Source organism: Herbidospora galbida (assembly GCF_005233835.1).
GTDB lineage: Bacteria > Actinomycetota > Actinomycetes > Streptosporangiales > Streptosporangiaceae > Herbidospora > Herbidospora galbida.
Genome location: NZ_SZQA01000003.1, coordinates 1 through 24,156, shown reverse-complemented (window position 1 = coordinate 24,156; position 24,156 = coordinate 1). Strand labels below are relative to the sequence as shown.

Sequence of the window (24,156 nt, the reverse complement as noted above, 5' to 3'; positions counted from 1 at the left end):
GTCAGAGTTCGAAGCGGCGGGCGACGTCCTCTTTGACCGACAGCCCGTGGCCGGGGACCGACATCGACGGGCTGACGGCGCCGCCCGTGGGGTCCAGGACGCCGTCGAAGAGCAGCGTCTCGATGCGGTCGTGGTCGGCGAACCATTCGAGGTGCCGGAGGTTCTCCGTCGCGGCACCGGCGTGCGCCGACAGGTTGGGCGCGCAATGGGCTGACACGTCCCGGTTCGCGGCGGCGGCCAGGGCGGCGACGCGCCGCCATTCGGTGTAGCCGCCGCAGCGGGTGACGTCGACCTGCAGGCAGTCGACGGCGTCGATCATGCGGGCGAAATAGGGCAGGTCATAGCCGTACTCCCCGGCGGTGACGTCGGCGGAGCTGCTCGCGCGCACCTGCGCCAGGCCGGCCAGGTCGTCGCTGGAGACCGGTTCTTCGAACCAGGTCACGTCCCAGTCGGCGAGCCGCTCGGCCGTCCGGCGGGCCCGGCCGACCGAGTAGGCGCCGTTGGCGTCGACGTACAGCTCGGTGTCGGCGCCGACGGTCTCGCGAGCGAGCGCGATGCGTTCGAGGTCGCGTGGCCCGCCTATCTTGATCTTCACGCGCGGTATGCGGCCCGGCCCGACCCAGTCTTCGAGCTGGGCGCGCAGGTCGGCGTCGCTCATCGAGGTGAAGCCGCCACTGCCGTACACGGCGACCGAATCGTGCACCCGGCCGAGCAGGCGGCACAGCGGCAGCCCGCACGACCGCGCCGCCGCGTCCCACAGGGCGATGTCGAGAGCCGAGATCGCGCACGACACCAACCCCGGACGGCCCAGGTTCCGCACCGCCCGCCGCATGGCCGTCCAGCACGCCGGGACGTCCAGCACCGGCCTGCCCACCACGACCCCGGCCAGCACGCCCTCCACCAGCGACGCGCACGCCGCGTCGGCATACGTCCAGCCGAGGCCGGTCACGCCGGCGCCCCTCACCTCGACCACCACGACGGTGGTGGCGTCCCAGCCGAGGGTGCCGTCGGTCTCCGGTTCCGGGGTGGGCACCCGGCAGGCCCGCGCCGTCACGTGGTCGACCGCCGTCATCAGCAGCGTCCCCTCGCTCTCGCCCTGACCTCGTATTCGCGGCGGCGTACCCGGCCACCCCAGCGCTACACGCCCTTTTTGTCCGATTTGAAGCTGTCATTGCGCCGGGCGAGAGCGGCTGCGAAATCGCCGTCTTCCCTGGTCAGGGTAGGACCGGATGGCGAAGGAGTGGTTCGATGAAGAATGGATTCACTCCCCAGACTCTGCGCCAATACGCGTTTCTCTCCGACGGATACCGAGGCCGCCCTCATCGGCCCGTGGGCGACATCGGATGGCTCTGCGTCCCGCGCTGGGACAGCGAGGCCGTGTTCGCGGACCTCCTCGGCGGCGGAGGCCTCTATGCGGTCACCCCCACCGATCCCCGCTGTGTGTGGGGCGGACTGGGTCCATTCCACACTGACCTGTGCCGCCGGGCTGAAGGCCGCCGCCACCACCGCGCCCTCCCGTCAGGCCAGGCGGTGGAACGACCTCGCCGACGCCATCCTCGCCGCCACCACACGGCACGGCCTGCACCCCTCGGGCCGCCGGCAGCGGGCCTTCGACGATCCGCGCGTCGACGCGGCCCTGCTCAACCCGGCGGTACGTGGCGTTCTGCCGCTGGATGATCCCCGCATCGTCGCCACTCGCGCAGCCGTCCACGCCGAACTCGAACGGGACGGATACCTCTACCGGTACCGGCAGGACGGGCGTCCGCTGGGCGAAGCCGAGGGCGCCTTCGTGCTGTGCGGCTTCGTCGCCGCGCTCGCCGCTCACCGGAGCGGGGACAGGGTCCGGGCGGCCCACCTGTTCGAACGCAACCGCGCCACCTGCGGGCCACCGGGGCTGTACGCCGAAGAGTACGACGTCACACATCGGGGAAACCTGCCGCAGGCGTTCGTGCACGCGCTCGCTCTGGAGTCGGCGGCGACGCTACGGCTCCCTTGACAGCAGAGCGTGAGTCCCATTTCATTTAACACGTTGGTTAAATGAAGGAAGGCTTCGGATGGCCGACACCGACCAGCTCAGCGCGGTGTTCTCAGCGCTCGCAGACCCGACTCGACGGGCCATCCTCCTCGCGCTGGCCGAACACGACGCCACCGTCACCGAGCTGACCGCGCCCCTCTCCATCTCGATGCCGGCGGTGTCCCGACACCTGAAGGTGCTCGAGCGCGCCGCGCTCATCTCGCGAACACGGTCGGGCAAGTGGCGCGGGAGCCGCCTCCAGGCCGCCCCACTGCGCGACGCGGCCGACTGGATCGATCGCTACCGGCGCTTCTGGGACTCGTCCCTCACCCGCCTCGCCCCAGTGCAGGCCGCCGAACGCGCAACGGACCGGATCCCCGACAACCGGGAGCTCTAATGGAAACTCCGCACCTGGCAGGCCCCAGCGAGGCGTTCACCAAGCTGATTTACGCGACCAACATGTCTCTTGACGGCTACATCGAGGACGAGCGTGGCGCCTTCGACTTCGGCCCGGGTGACGCCGAGCTGTTCCGGTCCCACACAGAACTCCTGCAATCCGCCGGCACGTTCCTGTACGGGCGGCGCCTCTACGAATCCATGGCCGTATGGGAGACCGACGCCACGCTGGCGGCACAGTCCGACCCCATGGCCGCCCTCGCGAAGGCCTGGCAGACAGCGAACAAGGTCGTCTACTCCACGACGCTGACCACCGCGCCGACCGCCAACACCCGAATCGAACGCCACTTCGACCCCACCGCAGTACGCGAATTGAAGGCCGCGGCCGACAGCGACATCACCGTGGGGGGTGCGAATCTCGCGTCCCAGGCGTTGAAGGCCGGCCTGGTCGACGAGTGCCAGCTGTACGTCTGGCCCACTTTCATTGGCAGGGGAAAGCCGGCCCTACCGACCGACGCGCGCGCCAACCTCGAACTCATCGACGAACGCCGCTTCGGAAACGGTGTCGTGCTCCTCCGGTATCGCACTCTGGGACGGTGACCTGCGGCCCTGCCTGATGAGCCAGGCGAACTGGGTTGTCAGCGCAGGGTCCGCGTCGAGTTCTATTTCTGCGATCCGTTGCACGCCCGTGCTAGGCCGTCGAGGGCAGGTCAGACCACGTTTTCCAAGCTGAGCGGAGAGCGTGGGATTCGAACCCACGAGGAACGTCACCGCCCCTAGCGATTTTCAAGACCACTGTTGATTGCTGTCAACGCTTACTCTGACCTGGCACTACGGCTAGAGGGCCTGCAAAACTTACAAGATCATGTCGCGGATGGGTCGCACCCCTAGACCACCCGAGTTGCGATGCCGGCGTCCGCTACAGGTCGCCCCATCGCAATGGAGCCACTGAGGTTGATGAGGTCCACCCCTGATCATCTATGATCATCTAACTGAGAGGGAAGGGCGGATAAGCCCCACTGAACTGATGACACTTCCTCAAGCCACAGGCGGCGGCTGAATCCACCCCGCTCAGTCCGCTTGAGACGTGCCGTTTCCTGGACCTGCTCGTCGGTGAGTCCGAGCGTCCCGACCAGCGCAGCCAGTACCTCGTAGACGTCGGCCAGCTCGCCCAGGCGATCGCCGGGTGGGGCTTGGCGCAGTTCCTCGGCCTCTTCGACGAGCTTGGCCGTCAGCGCGGAGACCGGCTCCGACTCGTCGAGGACTCGCACCTTGGCCTTCGATCCCTCAGTCTCGATGATCTCCGGGATGCGGTCTCGGACCAGCTTGCCGTAGATGATCGTCTGCTCCTGGCTCAGGATGTCACCATTCTGCCCGATACTGCGCCTGTGGATTACCGACGCGGCGTGGTCACCGGTGAGAGCGTATGGCGCGCCATCGTGCTGTACGGCGCCAACTCGGCCACCTACAAATTCGCCTTCGGCGCGACCCTGCTGGAAGTCGCCGCCACCGGCCGCGACCACGTCACTCTCGAAGAGCTGGCGCCCCGCTACGCCGAACTGCTCTGCGAAGCCCTTCAGCGCCAGCCTCGCCAGGGCACCTCGGCGAGCAGTAAGTTCCTCGATGCCTGCCGCGCCTTCAACGCCGGCGAACCCGACCGTGACACGCTGCATCGGCGAACCGTCCAGCTCGGCTTCAACAACGTCATCGACGCCTTTCTCGGCTCGGCCGCGACCAGGCGCCGGTGCGCTACTACGAAGACCAGCGCAAGAACACCGCTAACCCCGGCCTGGCACTGCGTGAAGAACTGGTGGAAATCGCCCGATCGGTACACGCCCAGAACCTCGACGCCGAGACCGCCGCCCGCTGGCGACTGGTGGAGACGGCGTGGGCCACCGGCATCTCCGACGGCGTACTGGGCCCCTTGCTGATCTACGACCCCGAAACCCAGCACCTGATGCTCCAGACCAAGCGGCGCCGAAAGAGCGTCACCGGAGTTGTCGCCGCTCTCAACGGATACCGGGACGGCCGCTGCGCCTACTGCGACCAGATCATGGCGACAACCACACCTATCGTGGAGCACGTCCTTCCCTGGAAGCTGCTCACCCGCAGCTGGAGCGGCCCCGACGTCGATGCGGTCTGGTACCTGGTCCTGTCCTGCGTGTCCTGCAACCAGGCGAAACAGGATCGAGCCCCCCATGAGACGTGGATGCCGTGGCTCGAACAGCGCAACAACGACCTCATCGAGTCCCTTCATCCCTTGCGCGAAGTACTCATGGCCCAGACCGGCGCAACCTCGGCCCTCCGGCACACCACTCTCAAGCGGGCCTATGAGCAGGCGACAGAGTTACTTCCGAGTGTTTGGACACCACCCGCTGGCGCCCACTTCTAATAGAGCTGCGATGCTCAGGCCCTACTTAAGAATCCGACGAGCCATCACCATCCGATGAGTCTGGTTCGTCCCCTCGTAGATCTGGGTGATCTTTTCATCGGGAATCGATCACCTGGCAAGAGTCCTCGATCAAGCTTGTGAGCAGGGCAAACGCTTGTCGGACGCTTCCATCTTCTTTGGCTATCTTCCGGCCTTCCACGGAACAGCCACGGAACAGACCATGATCATTAAGCCGCGCACCCGCCCCATGGCCAAAACACGCCGTGCACACGTTCTGTGATGTCGCCACCTGCACGCCATCTGCTCGACTGCCCCTGCGAAGTGTGTACACCTGTCATTTCTCCAGCGGCCAGTGCGGCGGAGGCACCGACCAACCCGTCTGCCGCCGCGACGGCCGTCCCCGCCCACCTCCCCTGTCACACGGCGACGGCCCCTCCCATTCCGGAACCTGCCCGCCGGCGAGGCGAATGTTCTTACGGAGAACGAGCCGGTCAGGCCTCGCGCACATCAATAATGATCACGGTGATGTTGTCAGGACCGCCATGATCGACCGCCAGCGAGACAAGCTGATCGGCCGCGTCACCCGGATCGGTCGATGAACGCAGAGCCTCAAGAATGAGATCCGGAGGGACCACCGCACTCAATCCATCTGAGCACAGCAGGAACCGGTCCCCGGCCTGCATCTCACGGATGTTCAAGTCGGGTGAGCGGCCATCGGCCCGGCCGTCGAGGAAACGGGACATCTTCGGCGGAAGGTTGGGCACGTCGTCGGCGTCGGAGACCAAGTTGCCATAGACGTGATCCTCGGTGATCGGGATCGCCTCGGGCTTGCCGTCAGCGTCGTCGCCGTCACGAAGCAGGTACGCGCGAGAGTCGCCGATGTTCGCCAGCGCCGCCGTCGACCCGCTTAGCAGCATCGCCACCAGCGTGGTTCCCATCCCCGCGGCCTCGGGCTCGGCTTCGACCTTCTCGCGCAGCGCCTGGTTCGCCTTGAAGACCATCCGCCCCAGGACGGTGAGCAGATCCGCGGCTGCGGTCTCTTTGTCGTACGGCCGCAGGGCGTCGATAACCGTGTTGCTCGCAACGTCACCCGCGACGTGGCCACCGAGCCCGTCAGCGACGGCGAACAACGACCGGCCGCAGTAGAATGAGTCTTCATTCCGCCGACGGACCCGACCTACATGAGTTCGAGCGGCGGCTGTGACGATGAGACTCATCGTTCACCCGCTTCCTGGGCCGACTCATCGCGATGGAGAACATGGACGGTCTCCACGCGGTCGCTGGCCACGATGGACTCGGTCACCTCGATGGGCTTGCCGTCCCCTCCCGAGGTCCCCACGCGCACGATCTCCAGCACAGGCAGGCTGGTGGGGATCTCCAGCAGGGCCGCCTCGTCCTTCGTCGGCATTCGAGCCCGGTGAATCTCCATCCAGCTGATGGGCCAGTGGCCGGCCTTCTCCAGCCGATGCAGCCATTCACCGGGACCGGTCGCAGCGGCGCCGATCTCCGGAGTGTCCTCAACCCCGCGCGGATGAATCCACGAGACGCTGATCTGGAACGGCGGCTCGGATTCCGGCCCGGTCACCCGGAACCTGCGCATCACCGAGCTGCCTGCCGGGACACCCAGCAGCTTCGCGATCCTCGGATCGGTCAGCGGCTCCACCGACGTGGCGGCCGGAACGTGGTGCTTCCATACCTCTTGGCCCGACGCCGAGGGGAAGGAGTAGCCAGGACCGTCGGCAGCGACGTTCCGCTTCACGAGGTTCCCTCGCGGTCTGCGCAACCGCATCATGCCGTGCCGGACGATGATCCCCCGGCCTTGAACAGCCCAGACGAAACCCTCCGACTCCAGCACGCCGATCGCCCGGCCGACCGTGTCCCTGTTGGCGCCGTACTCCGATGCGAAGTCGTCCAGACGAGGAAGCTTGGCTCCTGGTTCCCACTCCCCTGTTTCGATCCGTGCTCGGATCTGCGCGGCGAGGTCCAGGTAACGCGAGTGCACGGCCATCACACAACCCTATCTTCTACCGAAATTGTCTTGGGATAATTGACAGCAGGGTGGCGAGGTCCGACTATAGTCCCAAGACAATCGCCTCATGGAACGCTCGAGTAACCCCAGGCTGATACGGATGACGGTCAGCTCATGAGGCGCACCCCCGTAGAGAGCGGGCTCGCTCGACGCTGCCAGCGACGGAGCGAATCTTCGACCAGGAAGGCATTTCTGACCCGTCGAACCTTAGTCCCCCGCCTCAGCTCGGGCCATTGACGAGCGACGACAGGTCCCAGCCGAGCACGAGGAAAGGCCATGAATGGGCAACCGTCCGCGTGTGACCATCACTCACCCCCACCGGCTTTCTGCGTCGAACCCGAGCAGGTGCACTGGCGACCTGCGCAGTCAGCGGAACGGTTCGCCCGCAAGCCGCATGTGATCGCCTGGACCTGCGACTGCCAGCCGATTGTGTACGAGCAGCTCATGGCCGGTGGCAGCTACCTGATCCGGCGTACCGACCAGAGCGATCACCTCAACGTCGTACAGCTTGAGACCGCACCGACCGACCGCAAAGAAGCCGACGCCCTATGGCGAAGGATCATGTCCGGCACGGCCGTTTAGCCCATAACCCCAGACCCTCACCTCAACCGAGCCAGCGCATGCACTCGACCGTCTACAAGCATGCCTTCACTCGTCACTCTCCGTAATTGCGCCTGTACGGAGAACACGCGAAGGCGGGCTCGTCCGGCGCTGCAACGACCGAACGAGCCCTTGATCAGGATGGAGCCCTGACCCGTGGCCAACCCTAGTGCGACCCTCGAACGAGGCACTGCGCAGTCGGAGAACTGCGTCTGCTTCGGTCAATCGATGCCCATGCCCCTCGGATGTGGCACCTGCGGCCACGCCCCGTACGCACACGCATGCGCTCACCAGCACGACCACGACTACGTCCCGCCGAGCCCCGACCAGGCCGACGTGCGCCTCGCCGCCCGTCGTGCGGCCGGACCGCAGCCGCTTCCCCAGCCGACCGTTCCCACGACTGTCAGTCCCTCGGACGAGACCCCCGCGTTGGTGCCCGCTCAGCGTCGTCGCGTGGACCGTACTCGGCCGACTTCCCACCGGCCCCCGAGCCGCCCCGTCAAGCCAGGAACGCGACGCCCCTCCATCTCCTTCCGCGCACCGGAGGTCCGCGCCATGCTCAGCCCCACGCCCGAGGTGCCCGAGACATGGAGGTACCTGACCAGCGATGTCGGCCGTTTGTGGGCCTGGCGGAAGGAAGCCTTCGACGAGGCTGCCAGGGACGCGGGTGCCGATTCCGCTGTCGACGCCGATGACCTGGCCGCGCTGGCCAGAGAGATCAACCGGCAGGAGCAGGTAGCCGAGCGGGCTCGCGAGGAGCATGCGTCGTGACGCTGCTGCGGAAAGCCATCGAGCGTTTTCGGCGGCCCAAGGGCAGCCACCACCTGGGCTCATCTCGCTCCGCCCGTCGAGATCGCCGTATCGACCACTACACAGGGCATCAGTTCGCCGACGAACTCAACCGCGAACACGCGGGTTGGCTGGTGATCTGGCTGACCTGGCAGCGCGAGTTCTGCGCGATGGCCCAGTGGCCGGTCGACAAGCCCCTCGTCGTCACCGCCGCCACTCCGCGAGAACTTCGCCGAGCCGTCCTCGAGGCGGAGATGGCCCTCATCCGCTCCGGCGTCCTGCGGCCCCACTGACCGCGCCATCCGACGTACGGCCTTGCTGACGAGCTCGGTCGTACACGAGGAGCGGGGGATGGCCATTGCCCCCGCCCTCCGGCGGCGTCGCACGAGACAAACACCGTGTGACGCCGCCACCTCCCCTACCTGTACGAACTCGCCCCGTCTCGTATCGAGAGGAACCCATGAGCTCCCAACACGTTCTCGTCACTGGTGGTGCCGGCTTCATCGGCACCCATCTGTGCACGGCGCTGCTGGAGCGCGGTGACCATGTCACCGCCCTCGACGACCTGTCCGCCGGGCATCTGCCCGCCTTGGACGACCTGCTGGAACACGACCGCTTCACGCTGCTGAAGCAGGACGTCATCGAGCCGATCGACTGCGACCCGGTGGACGCGGTGGTACACATGGCCATCCCCGTCGGCCCCGAGGTCGTCACGCGGCGCCCCATCGAGACGCTGCGCGCCGGTTCGATCGGCACGCTGAACGCTCTGGACGTGGCCGCGGCGAACGGCGCCCGGTTCCTGTGCCTGTCGTCCTCGGAAATCTACGGCGACCCGCTGGTACACCCGCAGCACGAGGACTATCGGGGCAACGTCGACCCCACCGCGCCGCTGGGCTGCTACGACGAGGGCAAACGCTTCGCCGAAGCCGCCACGTTCGCCTACCGGCGCCAGCACGACCTCAGCGTCGGCATCATCCGGCCGTTCAACGTCTACGGCCCCGGCATGTACGAAGACGACCGTCGCGTCGTCCCCGCCTTCGTCCGCCAGGCCCTGGCCGGCAGCACTCTCACCTTGCACGGTGGCGGAATCCAGACCCGGTCGTTCTGCTACGTCGACGACTTCGTCACCGGCCTGATCGCCATGCTCGATTCCGCCGAAACCGGCCCGGTCAACCTGGGCTCGGACGAAGAGATCACCATTCGCGAGCTGGCCGACCTCGTCGTGGACGTGGCCGGGTCCGGCTCGGTGGAGGTCGTCGCGGGTCGCGCGCAGGATTCCTCGGTTCGCTGCCCCGACCTCGGCAAGGCGCGCAAGCTGCTGAACTGGACCCCGACCACCTCCCTGAGAACAGGTATCGAACGCACGGTCTCCTGGGCCCGCGCCGGACGGGCGGCCTGAGGCCGTGACCGTCATCGTCATCCCATCGGCATGGCGCACGGCCGCCGGAATCGGAGACGCGAGGCTGACATGCGTCGCGGAAACCGTCGGCGAGGCCATCGCCTGGCTCGCCGAAACCCACCCTCCGTTGCGGCAACGCGTCCTGACCGGATCGGACCGGCTGGCGAGCTGGGTGAACGTCTACGTAGACGGAGACGACATCCGCGAACTGGACGGCCTGGGCACCCAGCTGCCGGCCGACCGGGAAATCATCGTCCTCCCCGCACTGGCGGGAGGCTGATCATGACGAGTACGAACATGATCGCCATCCCCGGCGCAAAAGTGCCGATCGGCGCCCCCAGCGCGCACCTGGACCAACTCGAAGGTGCCCAGTCCTACCCCCGCTCCTGGTTCCTCGACGAGGTGCCCAAGCATCTGTGCACGATCGATCCCTTCCTGCTCGACCGCCACCCGGTCACCAACACCGCCTTCACCCGGTTCGTCGAAGACAGCGGTTACGAGACCGAGGCCGAACGACGCGGGTTCGGCCTGGTCTACGGCGAACGCTTCTGGGAGGAACGTCCCGGCGCCTGCTGGTCGGCCCCCACCGGCCCCGGAAGCGACCTGTCCGGTTTCGAGCACCACCCGGTCGTCCACATCGCCCGCGCGGATGCCGAGGCCTACTGCCAATGGGCGGGCAAGCGCCTGCCCACCGAGGTCGAGTGGGAGTACGCCGCGCACGGCTCCCGCTGGCAGCAGTGGCCGTGGGGATCCCGCTTCGACTCCGCGCTCGTCAACTGCGTGGGTGAAGAGGCCGGCGACCTGAAGGAGTGGCACGAATGGTGGGCGCGTCAAAGCACCCATCGACCGTCGACCACGCCGGTCGGCGCCTTCTCTCCTGACGGCGACTCACCCTTCGGCGTCGCCGACATGGCCGGCAACGTCGCCGAATGGGTCGCCGACACCTACCAGTTGTACGACCCCAAGGTTCAGTGCGACCCGATCCTGCGCATGGCCCAAGGCCGCTACGGCGTCCTGCGCGGCGGCGGCTGGATGAACCTGCGCTGGCAGGTCCGCACCACCGAACGCATCGCCTGCGACCCGGCATACAGCACCTGGGCGATCGGCTTCCGCTGCGCCGCCGACATCGACGTCTTCAACGATCGACCGGATGTCACCTCGTGATCAGACCTAGGCTCGCCGCCATGCGCGCACTCGTCACCGGCGGAGCCGGCTTCATCGGCTCCCACCTGACCGACGCCCTCCTCGCCCAAGGCGCCACCGTCACCGTGCTCGACACCCTCACCAGCGGACGACGCGAACGCCTGCCGGAAGACGTCGACCTGCGGCAGATCGACATCACCGACGCGCCAGCGGTCACCGCTGTCATCAAGGAGCTCCGGCCTGAGGTCGTCTTCCACCTGGCCGCCCAGATCGACGTCCGCGCATCGGTCGTCGACCCCGCCCACGACTCCGCCGTCAACATCGGCGGCACCATCACCCTGCTCGAAGCCGCCCGAACCGTGGACGCCCGCCTGGTGTTCGCCAGCACCGGCGGCGCTCTGTACGGCATGGACGCGCCCATCCCGTCGGACGAAAGGGTGCCCCCGGCACCGGAAGCACCCTATGGGACGGCCAAGTACTGCGCCGAGCAGTACCTGGCCCTGTTCAACCGGCTCTACGGAACCCGGCACATCGCACTTCGACTGGGTAACGTCTACGGACCCCGCCAGGACCCGGCCGGAGAAGCGGGGGTCATCTCAATCTTCTGTGGTCGCGTCCACGAGGGCCAGGAACCGATCGTCTACGGGGACGGCACCCAGACTCGCGACTACGTCTACGTCGGCGACGTTGTCACCGCGTTCTTGGCCGCCGACGCGTCGGATCAGGGTGGCACCTGGAACATCGGCACCGGCCGGGAGACCAGCGTTCTCGACCTGATCAAGCACATCGGCCAGGCCGCAGGACGCGAAACCGCACCGTCCTTCGCGCCGGCCCGACTCGGTGAACTCCAGCGCAGCACCCTCGACGCGACCGCAGCCCGGAATGACCTCGGCTGGTTCCCGCTGCTCTCCATCACCGAAGGCATCGACCGCGTATACGCGTGGATCCGCGAAGGCCGTTCCGACCGCACCACCCCATAATCAGCGGCGCGAAGGGGCGAGGTATGACGATCAACTGGGCTGACCAGCGGACGCTCATCCTCGCCCCACACCCCGACGACGAGGTGATCGGCTGCGGAGGACTTATCTCCCGCATCTCCGAAGCGGGCGGCCAGGGACACGTCATGTATCTGACCATCGGGGCAGACGGATCCGGCTCGGACTGCTGCTGGCCTACCTGGCTTTCCGCATCGATCTGGTACCCGACTTAATCCCCGTCCTCTGCGGCCAGGCAAGGGCTCACATCCAAAGACATCCACAGGTGAAACCGCGACTCTAGCTACGAACAGTGCACACCGGACTTGGAGTCTGACTGTCGTCCAACCGCAGTGCAGCTTGACCGACCTATGGCGCCTCGCTCGCCGGATACTGTCCTTTTACCGCTATGGCCTGGATGGGATCCAGCGTCGTTTGAAGTGGTACTTCCTCGCGGGGGCGACTACCGGAAATCATGGCGGAGCATGGGGACCCAGAAGCCGCACCGTATCAGAATTAATCACCGGAGAATGTGCTTTCAATCTCTCGGGAAAGCCATTCGGGAAGCATCTCATGAATCTCCTCGAATGCATTCCAGAGTCCTTCCAAAACAAACAAATCAACCTGCTCCCTGATGAACGGGTCGCCTGAATCAAGAAAGTCCTTAAGCATGCCCAAAACTTTTCGAGTGCGAGCCGGGTCGCCCGCCTCGAGTGATTGACTCATCTCATTCGACACGATCAACATATATTGCCATGGAAGAGGTTCCGGATCGCCTTCCTCCAACGCGAGGACATCGGCTTCCAGTTGCGGGGAGTGTTGAATAATTCTCGAGCGAATATATGGAACATAGCTTGCGAAGTCATCGAATATGGGCACTGCTCACCTTCCTAACTGGGAGATTTATCGGATCCCGGCACATTCTAGGGTTAACGCTTTCTCGCACGTGTCATCAGTGCGTAGTTCGTCGAATGTATTCACGCTGGCACTGACGCAGGCACCTCCCTTGCGTCTTCGAATGGGCTCCGGAAAGGTCGTTACGTCGGCACACGCGCTGATGGCGCGCGCCGGACGCGGCGCGCGCCATCAGCGGCAGGCGGGGCCAGGGCAGGCGGAGCCGTAACGGCCTCCCCATCCGCCAGTATGACCGCTATACCATCAACTGATCCGGATCCGGTTGTCCGGGCATGTAGGGGCATTGATTATTAACACTACATTGCCAGGCATCGTAGAAGATTCCGACGAAGCCGAGGGCATTTCCTATCTTGCCGATACCGGTTAGGAACCCTCCCCAGCGAGCAGTGCTCGTTCGAGGAACACGGATAGGCTTTCCAGCATAGCCATACGTGAACTTCTCCCCCGTGAATCTCTTCACGGATGATCGCTCCATAGATTTTTCTACCGTTGTGGTGAAACTTTTCAGCGAGTTGGGATTGGCCTTAAGGGAGGCCGTTACATTTCCAGTTCTATCCCTCTCTTTCGTCAGGACCTTCCAAATCTTTCCGAATTCATTCATTGCGACTTTTCTATCAGAAGCAGATAGCAGAGTTCCGCCGGCGGCACGATCCTCATCGAGCAATTTACTCAGGCGAGCGGCAAGGGAAGCCGCTTTTTGTGCATGGAATATCCCATTGATACGCTGGCCGCTCCTGAACTCATATTTGAGCCCTTCTGCCACGGTCCCGTCGCCGACGACTCCATTCGGATATGTCTTGTTCGGTCGAGCGTAAATACCGTCGTTCTCTAGGATCGCCTTCAAGGACGGGTTCGTCACGAACGGCGCGGTCGCTGGTCGGTTCGCCACCCAGGATTTACCGTCATAATGGTTTCTTGATTTGAATTCGTAACACTGGGTGGGAGTCATCTGGGCGCATGGATCCGGAAACAGGCCCGACGGGTCCGACATTCCAATTGGGTTGTTGGCTGCATAGGAGTATGCATTCGCCCACTGCGGCTTGTCGCTGGCGACGAGGGGGTCGGGAGAAATGAACCGGCCGATCGTTGGATCATAGAAGCGCGCGGACAGAAGCACGAGGGCGGAGCCTGAATCCTCTACCTTGCCTAGAAAACCTCGATCTGAGAAGGCGAGTTTCGTCTGGCCTCTCCGCTCACCGTAAGGAAGGTATCGCACCCGGCTGAGCTGCCCACTGGCATCGCTGACTGCGATCTGAACGCTCTTCTGGGTCCCGGTTGCCATCCATGTCACGCCTCCGGACTCGGGAGCGTTCGTCGAGCGGATGGCTATGAGAGAACCATCCGAACTGACGTAGTTCCGGTTCGCGGTGACCTGAGAACCCCGGGCGGTGACTTCCATGTCACCCAAATAAAGTGTTGTCGTCCCATCAGGAGATCTACGCAGGAGGCGATTCCCATCAGGGCCATATACCATCTCGATAGACCCCGTACCAGTTGCGGCCGTCTCCACCTGGTTGAGCGAGTTCCATGCGAACGTGGCCGCCTGCCCGCCAACCGTGCGGGCACTCAGATTTCCAGACGAGTCATAAGTGTAAGTATCGACGCCCTCGCCACTGATGGCCGCAACAGCATTCGGATGAGCTACGGAACCACCCAGAGCCGGATAAATGTAGGTGGACAACGCGCCGTCAGACTCGCGAGAGGTGATATTCCCCGTGCCGTCATAAGCGTAACGCTGCTCGTAAGGTGCGTACCCTTGGCCGTCAAACCCCGTTGTGCACGAAGCAGTTGTGGTAAATGCTCTCACCAGACGATTCGTTCCGTCATAGCTGAAGCATTCCGATTGTCCAGCATTCCCGGACACAGCTTGCGTCGCATCGAGAACACTCAAGATCTCGCCAGACGGCGCGTATTCCAATTGATCATCTTGGATCAATACAGGCGTGGACGTGTTGCCGTCTTTTACAGTAGTGAGGCGGTTGAGCCAGCCGGTCACCTGATCCCAGAACAGCGTTCTTTTGACCTTTCCACCCGCCCCCTGATTCCTCGTGACCATCTGCCCGATGCTGGAATAGCCGGTTGCGTCCACATAGGTGAACCCGCCGCCAAAATCACTGGTCAGCCGATCCGCCAGCCCCAGATTCGTATAGGTGCTGGTAAGCGTTTCCGCCGGCAACCCTCCTGCCTCCGGCATGGTGCGGGTGGCGATATCGCCACTGGTCGTATAAGTCGTCGTGAACTCATATGTGCCTGCAAGCTGCCCATCGGTGGAGGGAATAGTGAAAGTGGTACCCGTCGAGCGCCCACTCGAGTCATATCCCTTGGCGGCTTGGGTATAGGCCGATCCGTTGTTGTATTGGGTTGCGGAAGTGAGCTGCCCCGCCTGCAGGGTGTCATACAACCACTCGGTGACTTTTTCGCCACCTTCGAGTTCCCCCACCCATTGGGAGATCTTTCGGCCAATGTCATCATATTCGTATGACATCTTCTGACCGTTTCCGTCGATAGTCCATTGCACTCGGCCGGACGCATCATAGCCTTGCCGCGTCGTTCCCGAGTCTGGATCCTCTACGGAGGTACGACGTCCCAGCAAGTCATACGTGGAAATACGCACGTTGCCGTTGGCGTCGGTTTGCTTGGTGAGGTTACCGGCAAGGTCATATTCGAACGTCGTCGTGTAGAACTCCGGCGCGTCCACCATGCCGGTCTTCCAGGACGTCCAGTCCGAGGCGGCGGCTCCGCGCACCGCGCGGGTACGCCAGCGGATCTTCCACCCGTCCTGCAACAGGCCCGACGGCACTGTAACCGCTGCTTCCTTTCCGGACGTCGCGCCGGTCACATCACCCGACCAGATCAGTCCGGTCCCCTGGGCTGTCGCCGTAGGGTCGTGTTCGACCTGGAACTCACCGTCCACCTGGCCCCGCCCAGCGGTGAACGTGGCGATCAGTGCGGGGGTGAGGGTACGGAAGTCGGCGGGCTGGGTGCGGGGGCCGCTGACGGTCGGGATAGAGGTTCCGTCGGTGACGGTGAGCGGCTGCCAGGCCGACCAGGCCGAGGTCCCGGCGTCGGCGGTGACAGCGCGGACGCGCCAGCGGACCTTCCAGCCTTCGGTCATCGCGGAGGTCGTGACCGTCGCTGTCTGCCCGGAAGGGACGTCGTTGTCGGCGCCTGCCCAGATCTGGCCTGTTCCCTGGGCGGGGACCGACGGGTCGTGTTCGACCTCGAACTCGGCGCTGAGCGTCCCGCCGTCGGGGTGGACGACCTTGGCCTTGAGTTCGGGTGTCAGAGATTCGGTGGCCGACAGGTCGCTGACCGTGGGGTCGGGTCGGTCGATGCGCACGTCCTGCCACGCCGACCAGTCGGAGGCGATCGTGCCGTTCAGTGCGCGGGCGCGCCAGCGGATGGTCCAGCCGTCGGTCAGTTCACCGGCGGGGACGGCGATGGAAGCCTGCTGGCCGGCGGGGGTGTCGGCGTCGGCTCCGGTCCAGACCTGGGTGCCGTCATGCTCGATCTCGAACTCGGTTCGCAGCGTCCCGCCTGCCGCGTCGCTGACCTGCGCGGCCAAGGTCGGGGTGACGCTGCTGGTGACGCGTTCACCGGCGACCAGTTCGGACGGGGTGATCTGCAGCGCCCCGACCGCAGGAGCGGGGTCGATAGGCTCGGTCTGTACCTTCACCGTCTGCCAGTCCGACCATGCGGAGATGGCCGCCGTGGCGACGGTGACGGCGCGGGCCCGCCAGCGGACGGTCCAGCCGTTGCTCAGTTCCCCGGACGGCACCCCGACGGATGCCACGGCGCCCGAGGCCAAGTCGCCGGATGTGTCGGTCCAGATCTGCTGGCCGTCGTGTTCGACCTCGAATTCGGCTTTGACCTGGCCGTTTCCGGGTTCTGAAACAGTCGCGCGTAGGTTGGGGGTGAGGGTCTGGGTGATGGTTTCCGTACCGGAGACCACCGAAGGGTCGGTCTGGAGGTTGCCGATCGCCGGGTCCGGGGTGTCGACGGCGAAGTCCTGCCACGAGGACCACGACCCGGTGACGTTTCCGTTGGGATTGACCGCCCGCACACGCCACCGCGCCGCCACGCCGTCGACCAGTTCGCCGGCCGGGACAGTGATGGACGCCTGGCCGCCAGAGGTGACCGTCGCCACGTTGCCGGTCCAGGCCGAGGTGCCGTGGGGCTGCTCGACCTCAAACTCGGCCCGCACGGCCGCGCCGCCGGGGTCGGTCAGCGTCGCCTTGAGCAGCGGCGTCACCGTCGAGGTCACGGTCTGGCCGCTGACCAGCGTAGAGGGAGTCAGCTGGAGAGCGCTGACGGTGGGTTTAGGGGTGTTGACGGTGAAGGTCTGCCAGGCGCCCCATGCCGAGGAGGTGTCGCCGCGCACGGCGCGGGCGCGCCAGCGGACCTCCCAGCCGTCCTGCAGGGTGCCGGAGGGGATCTGGATCGTGGTGGTGCTGCCGGAGGTGACGTTGTCCTTGGCACCGGTCCACACCTGGGTGCCGTCGTGCTCGGCCTGGAACTCCGCCCGCACCACCTGGCCGCCCGGCTCCGACACCCGTGCTGACAGGGTCGGGGTGAGCGTGGTGGTGCTGGTCGCACTGAACTGGTCGGCGACGGGGGTCCTGTCCGGCGCCGGAGAGCCGGCCGCGATGGCGGCGATCTCGGTGGCGGACAGGACCTTCTGGTAGACGCGGACGTCGTCGATCTGGCCGGTGTAGTTGGCGCCGAACTTGACCTGGCCGTTTCCCTGGAAGCCGGACATCGGGACGGTGTTGTTGCCCTGCTCGACGCCGTCGCGGTAGACGCGGACACGGCCGTTGGCCTTGTCGTAGACGCCCGTGATGTGGAACCAGCGCTTGATCGGATAGCTGCCCGACCAGGTGCCGTAAGCGATCGCGCCAGCGGTGTCGCTGGCGTTGAGCACCATCTGGAGCTGGCCACTGGGGTTGATGCCCATATAGAAAGGTGGCTTGTTGGTGCCCTCCTGGCGGATCGGCTCATACCAGCCGTTGGCGTTCTCCACCCGCATCCAGGCCGAAATCGTGAACGACTGGTCAGTGCGCATCACCCACGTCGGCGTCGAGGCGCTGTTGGCCCCGCCGCTCGCCTCCAGAGCGCCACCGAACACACCCGTCGTCCACGACGCGGTCCCGCCCAGAGTGGCGGTGCGGCCGGACGTGCCGGTGGCCTCGCCGCCGTTGCCGTCGAACTTCCAGTGGGCGATCGGGGTGGAAGTGGGCGCCTGCGCGGCGGTCGGATCGATGCGCAGGGTCTGCCAGGACGACCAGTCCGAGGTGGTCGACTGGCCGGGGTTGACCGCCCGGGCCCGCCATCTGACCAGCCAACCCTGCTGGAGGCCGGGGACCACGACGGCGGCCGACTGGCCTGCGGTGATGCCGGCGGCGCTGCCGCTCCAGATCTGGCCGCTGCCCTGAGCGGGCACCGACAGATCGTGTTCCACCTCGAACTCGCCCGTCAGCGTGCCACCGTAGGGGTCGCTGACGGTGGCCGCAAGCTGCGGGGTCAGGGAGGTGGCGGTCGTCGTCCCGGACACGGTCCGGAAGGGGGCGACGGCGAGGTCGGCCGCGGCCGGGGTGGAGCCCGCGGGGGTGTAGGTGACCGACAGGGCAGGCTTATTCTGCGACCCGGAGGTCGTCTCGTTGGAGTGGAAGCCCCGATCGAACAAGGGCCGGCTGGTGGTCTCGTCAACGCCGCGCAGCATGATGCCGTAGTTGGCGGTGCCAGAGGCCCAGGCCTGTGCGAACGGCAGGACGTTCCAGCTCATGGTACCGGTGGTGGAGCAGGAGGTGTCCTTCGTGGTGACCTGGTCGGTGGTGGTGAGGGCCGGTTGCCCCGACCAGGTGATGCCGCCGCTGGTCCAGCTTCCGGTGACGCGCTGGGCACGGATGCCGGAGTTGCTGTCGCCGCAGCCGTCGGCGGCGAGTTTGCGCAGGGTCAGGGTGGCGGCGGTCACCGTGGTGCCGGCCAGCGATGCGGTGTTGAAGTTGAGGTAGGTCCGCTCGTAGGTCCGGAAGCCGGGGAAACTCTCGTAGCTACCGGCGTACAGGTCGGGGTCGGACTGCACGTCCGCTCCGTCCGGTCCGGTGGTGCCGATCCAGGTGTCGGTGAGGTTCGGCAGGGTGGTCGTCGGGTCAACGGTCACCGGGTAGACGGTGGCCTTGTCGTCTAGAAAGGCCGGGTCGGGCCGCAGCACCAGGACCTGCTTGCCGCTGTCGTTGACGACCTGGGTGGAGATCTTCCCGGTACGTCCGCGCTTGCCGCTGGAGTCCCACATCACCGGTGCGGGGGCGGAGGCCGTGGTCCTGCCGTTGCCGTCCTTGAGCGCCAGGGCGCCCTGGGCCGAGGCCGTCAGGGTCATGCCTTCGGCGACGACCGGCAGACGGTACTCCATCGCCTGGGCTGGGGGCTTGCGCAGCACCACGTCGTGGCGGAAGCCGGAGCTCAGCGCGGTTACCACCAGGTCGGCGCCGGGGCCCGCCGCGTCCACGTACGTGGCGACGTTGCCGTTGACCTGGGGCTTAGGCAGCGTACTAGGCCATTGGAGGGCGAACCGTTCGCCGGACATTCCCTCCAGCCGGGCCAGGGTGCCTTGCCCGCCCGCCGACAGTTCGACGGTCGCGGCGGAGACCTTGGGCTTGAGCACGCCGCCGACCTCGACCAGCGTCGTGTCGATGGCTGCCCAGTTGCCGTCGGTCTGCTTCACCCGGACGGGACCGGAGGAGTACTCGGTGGTGAAGGTGCCGTCAGGGTTGCGGAAGGTCTGGGAGTCGATGGTCGTGCGGTCGTCCAGCAGGGTGCGGCCGGTGACGGCCCTGTTCGCCGATGACATGCTCGAGGCTGCCTGCGTGAGGGCTGGGCCCTGCAGAGCGGCGGGGGCGGTGCCCGCGCCGGTAAGCCACTCCTCGATCTTGGTGACCTTGTCCTCGGCGTCGGTGTAGCTGACGGTCTTGCCGCCGACGGGCGGAATTTCCTCGGTCCGATCACCGTAGTAGTTCGTGGTAGTCCGGCGCAGTTCGCTCATCCCGGTCATGTCGGCCGAGACGACCACACGGCCGACGCCGTCGTAGATCTGCTTGGTCCACTGCGGCAGCGTCGTCATGGCGGCGTTCAGCAGCCCGCTGCCGGGTGCGGCGCTGTTGTGCACGGCACTGCCGGTGGCCGAGGTCAGCCCGCGCGAGTCGTAGACGGTGGCGCTGACAATCCGGCCGCCCGCTGGAGAGGCGACTTGCGTTTCGCGGGCGCGACCCAGGCCGTCATCGTAGGTGTAGGTGGTCACGTACGTGCTTGCGGTCTGGAGCTTTGACAGAGCCGTGCGCACAGGTCCGTTCACCACGCCCGAGGCGTCGACCGGGATCACGTACGCCGCAATCGCTGCCGCTACCCCGCCGGTCTTCGGCTGGGCGGGGGTCCACAGCGCAACGGTGCGACCGAGCGCGTCGTAGTCGATGTTGGTGTCGTACCCGGCCTCGTTACGCGTGCCGATCGGCTGGCCGAACTCCGGGTTAGCCCAGGTGCTGGTCGTCTGCCCGAGCGGGTTGGTGACTGCGACACCGCCTGTGGGCCAGCCGATGGCTGGGGCGTAGGTCGTGGTCGTGGTCTTGTTCAGCGGGTCAGTCGAGGAAGCCGTGCGGCCGTACCCGTCGTAGGTCACCTTGGTCGACGTGAACTCGGCGACACTGGTGTAAGAGCGATTCTGGGTCGCAGTTCCCTTGGTGGGTGCGTTTGTGGCTTCGCTGGTCGCGCCGTCGTAGAGGGTGACCGTGCGGCCCATGAACTCACCCGACGTGCAGTCGTCGCCCTTGCGGCGCTCCTCGGCGGCCCGGTAGGAGATCATCCACGCGCTACCACTGGTGTTCTTCGCGTACGTCGTGCTGGTGCAGACGTTGTCGGACGACAGACCACGCTGGCCGTAGTCGTTGACGCGAATTGGCAGCGCGTCCGAGTCGTAAGTTGTCACCTTGTCGCTGTAGCGCCAGCCGGAGGTGACCTTCTCTCGGCCTGAGTGCTTTGTCTGATTCACATAGGCCGGGTCGTCGGCGTCGGGGCCGTTGCCCGAGCTGACGATCTGATACTCATACCGGGCACCTCCCTCCTCGGCGAACGTCGACGGGGTCGAACCGCTCATCGTCAACACGCGCAGCGTCTGCTGCATCAGCGGCTTCCCGGCCAGGAGCTTGCGATCGGGGAAGGAGTTGCCCTCGAAGTCGGTGACCTGGGTGCCGCGGATTGCGAGCCCGAAGCCGCCAATACGATCCTCGTACATGCCCCGGAAGAAGGTAGAACTGGTCGCGGTGTATCCGGCAGGATCAGTGCCAGTTCCCTTGAGGACGCGGACAGTGGGATAACCGCGGTATCTGGTCCACTGAGGAACAAGTGAGGGAAGCGCCCGCGGGTCACGCTCGGGCCGAGTCCAGCCGGGAGTGCCTACGTATTGATAGCTGGTGACGAGATCGGGCGAGCCGCCGACCAGGTCCTTGTCGGTCACCTTGGTGACTACATACTTGAGCCAGATGCTGCCGGCCGGGACGAACCCGTTGCCCTCCCACACGTCGCCCTGGTAGATCCAGTAACAGTCGTTACCTTCATCGTCGCGTGTGTCAGGGTTACTGGTGGTCTCAAGATCACAGCCCGAGGGAAGCCCATAGGTGATCTCTGTACGTCCGCCGAGTTCGGTGTCGATCGCGCTGAGGCGCGGCAGGCGGGAGCGGCCGTAATCGAAGATGTTGTACAGGTTGTCCTGCAGCACCGAGGTGAACTTCACTGGCGGTAGCGCGATGTCCGGGCCGTTCCCGGCTAGACCCGTCTGCTTGATCTGGTCCAGCCACAGAACCGGCATCAGCTCATCTGGGGACTGCACGTACTTGTGCGTCAGGTCGTAGCGGGTGACATCGGCCCATCCGGCCCCGGCGGCGACCTGAGTGGTGATCGAGGTGATCCGCTTGTCCAGATAGAACATCATGTTGTCGCCACACGGGTGGAAGTCGTTGCACAGGTCCCAGTCAGGCAGGTCGCTGTCGCCACCAATCACCCGGGAGCTCAGGCCGAACTGCACCCGAGCGGTGGGAGCCGACCCAGCCACGTTCACGTTCCAGCCATAGCTGATGGACGACAGGACGGCAGAGGTGTCGTAGTCCAGCCAGCAGTTGGAGAACTGCCGCCGGTTGGAGCAGTAGGCGTCGGTTCCCCGCTGGTAGGCGTAGTCGATCACATTGCCTCGGGGGTCGACCTCCTGGTCGAGCATCCACCGGTACGGAGCGGTGCACACCGTGCTGGCATAGCCCTCCCCGAGTTCCACCCAGTACTGGTGGCAGGGCTGTCCCGGCTCCGGCGCGAAGTAGGGGATCTGCAGGCTGGCGTCGCGGCGGTAACCCAAGCGGTAGACGGTGCCGTCCTGCGTAGTGATCTTCCAGTACGGCTTGGCCGACTCGGCGCCGGAGGCGATCTGCTCGATCTTCCAGCCGTGGTCCTCGACCGTCTTCCATGTGCCGCTGGTCTTGTCTTTCACGATCTTCGTGGACACTCCGGCCAGCGACATCGTCAGATGCACCACCGAGGTGTCCTCCCAGTCCTCGGCCGATCCGGTGTCCCAGCACCAGTCCTCACAGTCATAGAAGGACTGCTCGATATAGCTGGTCTCCAGGTCCCAGCCCAGACCCGCGGCCGAGCTCTGGTTGTTGGTCAGCGACGTCATCCCGTCGACCGTCGAGGAGGAGTAGCTCAGCGCCAGGTCAGGAGCCTTGCCCGCCAGCGGCGGCGGCACCGCGATCGGATAGGAGTAGGAGAAGGCCCCACCCGACAAACCCACCTGCCAGTCGCCCGCAGGCTTGAGGTCGGTCACCGCGAACGACCCCGAGGACGAGCCGTCGGTAGCCGCCGCGGCCTGGGCGACCGCCAGGACCGACTCTCCCGAACCCGCCTCGGCGACCGTGGTCAACGTGCCCGCCTTCACGTCATTGACGACCGGCAACTGCCGCCGCTGACCGGCGGCTTTCAACCGGCAGTCGTCGGTCAGCGGCGTCTCCAGCACGCACACGGGCTGCTCAACCAGCGTCAGGAAGGAGGCGGATCCCCTCTTCCCGGCGCCACGGAAGGCCGAGTAGTCGACGCTCACCGTGACCGGCGCACGCTCGCCGCCCCCATCGGCCCGTGACAGACGCAGCGCCACACCGACACCGCCCGCCTTCGCCGCAGCGTCGCGACCGAGGCTCTCCACCCGGACCTTGGCCGGAGCAGCTGCGGTCGCGATGCGCTTGGCCTCCTGGGTCGGCGCCTTGTCACCACCGACGGCACGCTCCAACGGGCCGGGAGCACTGATCTTCACGGGTAACCCGGCGGCGGCCACCGCCTGCGCGCCCGCCGCGGGGACCACCAAATCAGCGCTGCCCGCCTTGGGCCAGACCGGCGCCGGCGGCTTCGCCTCAGCCGGGGCGTCTTCGGCGCCCTTGACAACCGTCGCGGCCGCGACGGGCCTGCCCTCCACTGAGGGTTCCGTCATCGGCTCCGGCAACTCGGCGGCGGAGGCGGCCGTGACCAGCCCATCCGGGACACCGATCGTCGAGACGAACATTGACACGACAACCGCGAGCGCGGTTCCCGCGATCCTGCTTCGCACCCTGATCACGGGACACCCCTCAACACCGAAGACTTTGTCAGACGACAGGGGGGATAATGCCGGGAGATAAGAAAAAGGAAAAGAGTGACGGAAAGGGACATAGGTGATGCGAGGTTCACTTGGTGTTATATGCGGACGTCAGGAGCTGGTTGATCGATCTCGGCTGTGAGCGAGGTCACTTCTGGAACGCTCCTGGTATGCCGCCTAGATTCGTCCAGACCCGGCGAGGTGTACGCCTGTCGATCAAGGCAGCGAGCAGGTTCTCCTTTCTGCGCCCCGTCTCGTGCGAGGCTTTCGCAGTTCCGGCGCCCTAGGTGGCGGCGGGGTCACCGGTTGTGTGGGGCGTGGTCGTATTCCTCATGAAGACACCCCCTCCACATGGTGGTCGGACATCGTGATCAATGTGATCGCGCAGGGCAAGGACCCGAAGTCATGCTGGGCTGGCAAGCTGGGCGGCGGCGAGGTCGTGACCATTAGCGCCGACGACGACGCCCGCGAGATCCTGCACACAATGGGCTCCCACAAGGTCCGCTGCCTGGTAATGGACGCGCACCGGCTAGTCGGCAAGGTCGCCCTGGCCGACGTCGCCAAGGCGCTCCCGGAAACCCCCGGTCGGCGACCTAATGCAGGCCCTGACCACTGACTGACCCCGCAGTGGAGTCAGGGCTCTAAGCCAGCGCAACCGGAACCAGATGAGCTGGATCCGGGGACGCGAGGCGCGCCTTAAAGCCAACACTGGCGGCGAATGACGTTAGTTGGAAAGACACGTCGGAGTTCGCCAAACGGACGATCGCTTCTCAGGCTGGGAAGAGCTTCTCCACGATTACACCAGCTGCTGTGGATGGCGCGTGGGCGGCGCGGGCCGCGACCGGCCG

At 65.7% G+C, this 24,156-nt stretch carries 19 protein-coding genes and 1 pseudogene; 14 read left to right on the top strand and 6 right to left on the bottom strand.

Annotated elements, in window-relative coordinates; genetic code table 11:
- Nucleotide 1: 1 nt before the first annotated feature.
- Nucleotides 2-1,072 (bottom strand): enolase C-terminal domain-like protein, encoded by a 1,071-nt coding sequence (locus FDA94_RS05000; RefSeq protein ID WP_137245841.1) that lies wholly within the window; start codon nucleotides 1,070-1,072, stop codon nucleotides 2-4.
- A gap of 176 nt (nucleotides 1,073-1,248) precedes the next feature.
- Between FDA94_RS05000 and FDA94_RS41465 the strand changes: the two are divergent.
- The 4 genes and pseudogenes from FDA94_RS41465 to FDA94_RS04985 all read left to right on the top strand — a co-directional run.
- Nucleotides 1,249-1,380: pseudogene (locus tag FDA94_RS41465) on the top strand (hypothetical protein); the annotation flags it as partial.
- 31 nt (nucleotides 1,381-1,411) lie between these two features.
- A complete protein-coding gene (locus FDA94_RS04995; RefSeq protein WP_137245840.1) occupies nucleotides 1,412-1,996 on the top strand; it encodes a glycoside hydrolase family 15 protein in 585 nt (194 codons plus the stop codon).
- Nucleotides 1,997-2,054: 58 nt separating this feature from the next.
- Nucleotides 2,055-2,411, top strand: coding sequence for an ArsR/SmtB family transcription factor (locus FDA94_RS04990; RefSeq protein WP_137245839.1), 357 nt, complete (start codon nucleotides 2,055-2,057; stop codon nucleotides 2,409-2,411).
- Nucleotides 2,411-3,010: a dihydrofolate reductase family protein gene (locus FDA94_RS04985; protein WP_137245838.1), complete on the top strand. Its 600-nt coding sequence runs from the start codon at nucleotides 2,411-2,413 to the stop codon at nucleotides 3,008-3,010. Before FDA94_RS04990 ends, FDA94_RS04985 begins: the two co-directional genes overlap by 1 nt.
- A gap of 374 nt (nucleotides 3,011-3,384) precedes the next feature.
- Here the strand turns inward: FDA94_RS04985 and FDA94_RS39825 are convergent, their stop codons facing one another.
- Nucleotides 3,385-4,083 carry a nucleoside triphosphate pyrophosphohydrolase gene (locus tag FDA94_RS39825; RefSeq protein ID WP_212735188.1) on the bottom strand — a complete coding sequence of 233 codons (699 nt, stop codon included), beginning with the start codon at nucleotides 4,081-4,083 and terminating at the stop codon, nucleotides 3,385-3,387.
- A gap of 71 nt (nucleotides 4,084-4,154) precedes the next feature.
- On the opposite strand from FDA94_RS39825, the gene FDA94_RS04975 reads away from it, so the two are divergent.
- Nucleotides 4,155-4,802: an HNH endonuclease gene (locus tag FDA94_RS04975; protein ID WP_137245837.1), complete on the top strand. Its 648-nt coding sequence runs from the start codon at nucleotides 4,155-4,157 to the stop codon at nucleotides 4,800-4,802.
- A gap of 491 nt (nucleotides 4,803-5,293) precedes the next feature.
- Here the strand turns inward: FDA94_RS04975 and FDA94_RS04970 are convergent, their stop codons facing one another.
- The gene (locus FDA94_RS04970; protein ID WP_246059539.1) at nucleotides 5,294-5,932 is read right to left on the bottom strand and encodes a protein phosphatase 2C domain-containing protein; all 639 of its coding nucleotides are present in this window, start codon (nucleotides 5,930-5,932) and stop codon (nucleotides 5,294-5,296) included.
- A gap of 83 nt (nucleotides 5,933-6,015) precedes the next feature.
- The gene (locus FDA94_RS04965; RefSeq protein WP_137245835.1) at nucleotides 6,016-6,810 is read right to left on the bottom strand and encodes a GntR family transcriptional regulator; all 795 of its coding nucleotides are present in this window, start codon (nucleotides 6,808-6,810) and stop codon (nucleotides 6,016-6,018) included.
- A 297-nt stretch (nucleotides 6,811-7,107) separates the two neighbouring features.
- On the opposite strand from FDA94_RS04965, the gene FDA94_RS04960 reads away from it, so the two are divergent.
- From FDA94_RS04960 to FDA94_RS04925, 8 genes are all read left to right on the top strand, one after another.
- Entirely contained in the window at nucleotides 7,108-7,413 is a 306-nt protein-coding gene (locus FDA94_RS04960; RefSeq protein ID WP_137245834.1) for a hypothetical protein, read from the top strand.
- 573 nt (nucleotides 7,414-7,986) lie between these two features.
- Nucleotides 7,987-8,202 carry a hypothetical protein gene (locus tag FDA94_RS04955; RefSeq protein ID WP_137245833.1) on the top strand — a complete coding sequence of 72 codons (216 nt, stop codon included), beginning with the start codon at nucleotides 7,987-7,989 and terminating at the stop codon, nucleotides 8,200-8,202.
- Nucleotides 8,199-8,513 carry a hypothetical protein gene (locus FDA94_RS04950; RefSeq protein ID WP_137245832.1) on the top strand — a complete coding sequence of 105 codons (315 nt, stop codon included), beginning with the start codon at nucleotides 8,199-8,201 and terminating at the stop codon, nucleotides 8,511-8,513. Before FDA94_RS04955 ends, FDA94_RS04950 begins: the two co-directional genes overlap by 4 nt.
- A 167-nt stretch (nucleotides 8,514-8,680) precedes the next feature.
- Nucleotides 8,681-9,619, top strand: coding sequence for an NAD-dependent epimerase/dehydratase family protein (locus FDA94_RS04945; RefSeq protein ID WP_137245831.1), 939 nt, complete (start codon nucleotides 8,681-8,683; stop codon nucleotides 9,617-9,619).
- A 4-nt stretch (nucleotides 9,620-9,623) separates the two neighbouring features.
- Nucleotides 9,624-9,899, top strand: a complete 276-nt coding sequence (locus FDA94_RS04940) for a MoaD/ThiS family protein (protein WP_137245830.1) — start codon at nucleotides 9,624-9,626, stop codon at nucleotides 9,897-9,899.
- A 2-nt stretch (nucleotides 9,900-9,901) separates the two neighbouring features.
- Nucleotides 9,902-10,783, top strand: a complete 882-nt coding sequence (locus tag FDA94_RS04935; protein WP_212735187.1) for a formylglycine-generating enzyme family protein — start codon at nucleotides 9,902-9,904, stop codon at nucleotides 10,781-10,783.
- 20 nt (nucleotides 10,784-10,803) lie between these two features.
- On the top strand, nucleotides 10,804-11,742 hold the full coding sequence (locus FDA94_RS04930) for an NAD-dependent epimerase/dehydratase family protein (RefSeq protein ID WP_137245829.1): 939 nt from the start codon (nucleotides 10,804-10,806) through the stop codon (nucleotides 11,740-11,742).
- 23 nt (nucleotides 11,743-11,765) lie between these two features.
- The gene (locus FDA94_RS04925) at nucleotides 11,766-11,972 is read left to right on the top strand and encodes a PIG-L deacetylase family protein (protein ID WP_137245828.1); all 207 of its coding nucleotides are present in this window, start codon (nucleotides 11,766-11,768) and stop codon (nucleotides 11,970-11,972) included.
- 280 nt (nucleotides 11,973-12,252) lie between these two features.
- Here FDA94_RS04925 and FDA94_RS04920 read toward each other — a convergent pair whose 3' ends face one another.
- Together FDA94_RS04920 and FDA94_RS04915 are read right to left on the bottom strand one after the other, a co-directional pair.
- Nucleotides 12,253-12,615, bottom strand: a complete 363-nt coding sequence (locus FDA94_RS04920; protein ID WP_137245827.1) for a DUF7674 family protein — start codon at nucleotides 12,613-12,615, stop codon at nucleotides 12,253-12,255.
- 271 nt (nucleotides 12,616-12,886) lie between these two features.
- A complete protein-coding gene (locus FDA94_RS04915) occupies nucleotides 12,887-23,290 on the bottom strand; it encodes a DNRLRE domain-containing protein (protein WP_137245826.1) in 10,404 nt (3,467 codons plus the stop codon).
- 385 nt (nucleotides 23,291-23,675) lie between these two features.
- Between FDA94_RS04915 and FDA94_RS04910 the strand changes: the two genes are divergently transcribed.
- On the top strand, nucleotides 23,676-23,924 hold the full coding sequence (locus tag FDA94_RS04910) for a CBS domain-containing protein (protein ID WP_212735186.1): 249 nt from the start codon (nucleotides 23,676-23,678) through the stop codon (nucleotides 23,922-23,924).
- The last annotated feature ends 232 nt before the right edge of the window (nucleotides 23,925-24,156 follow it).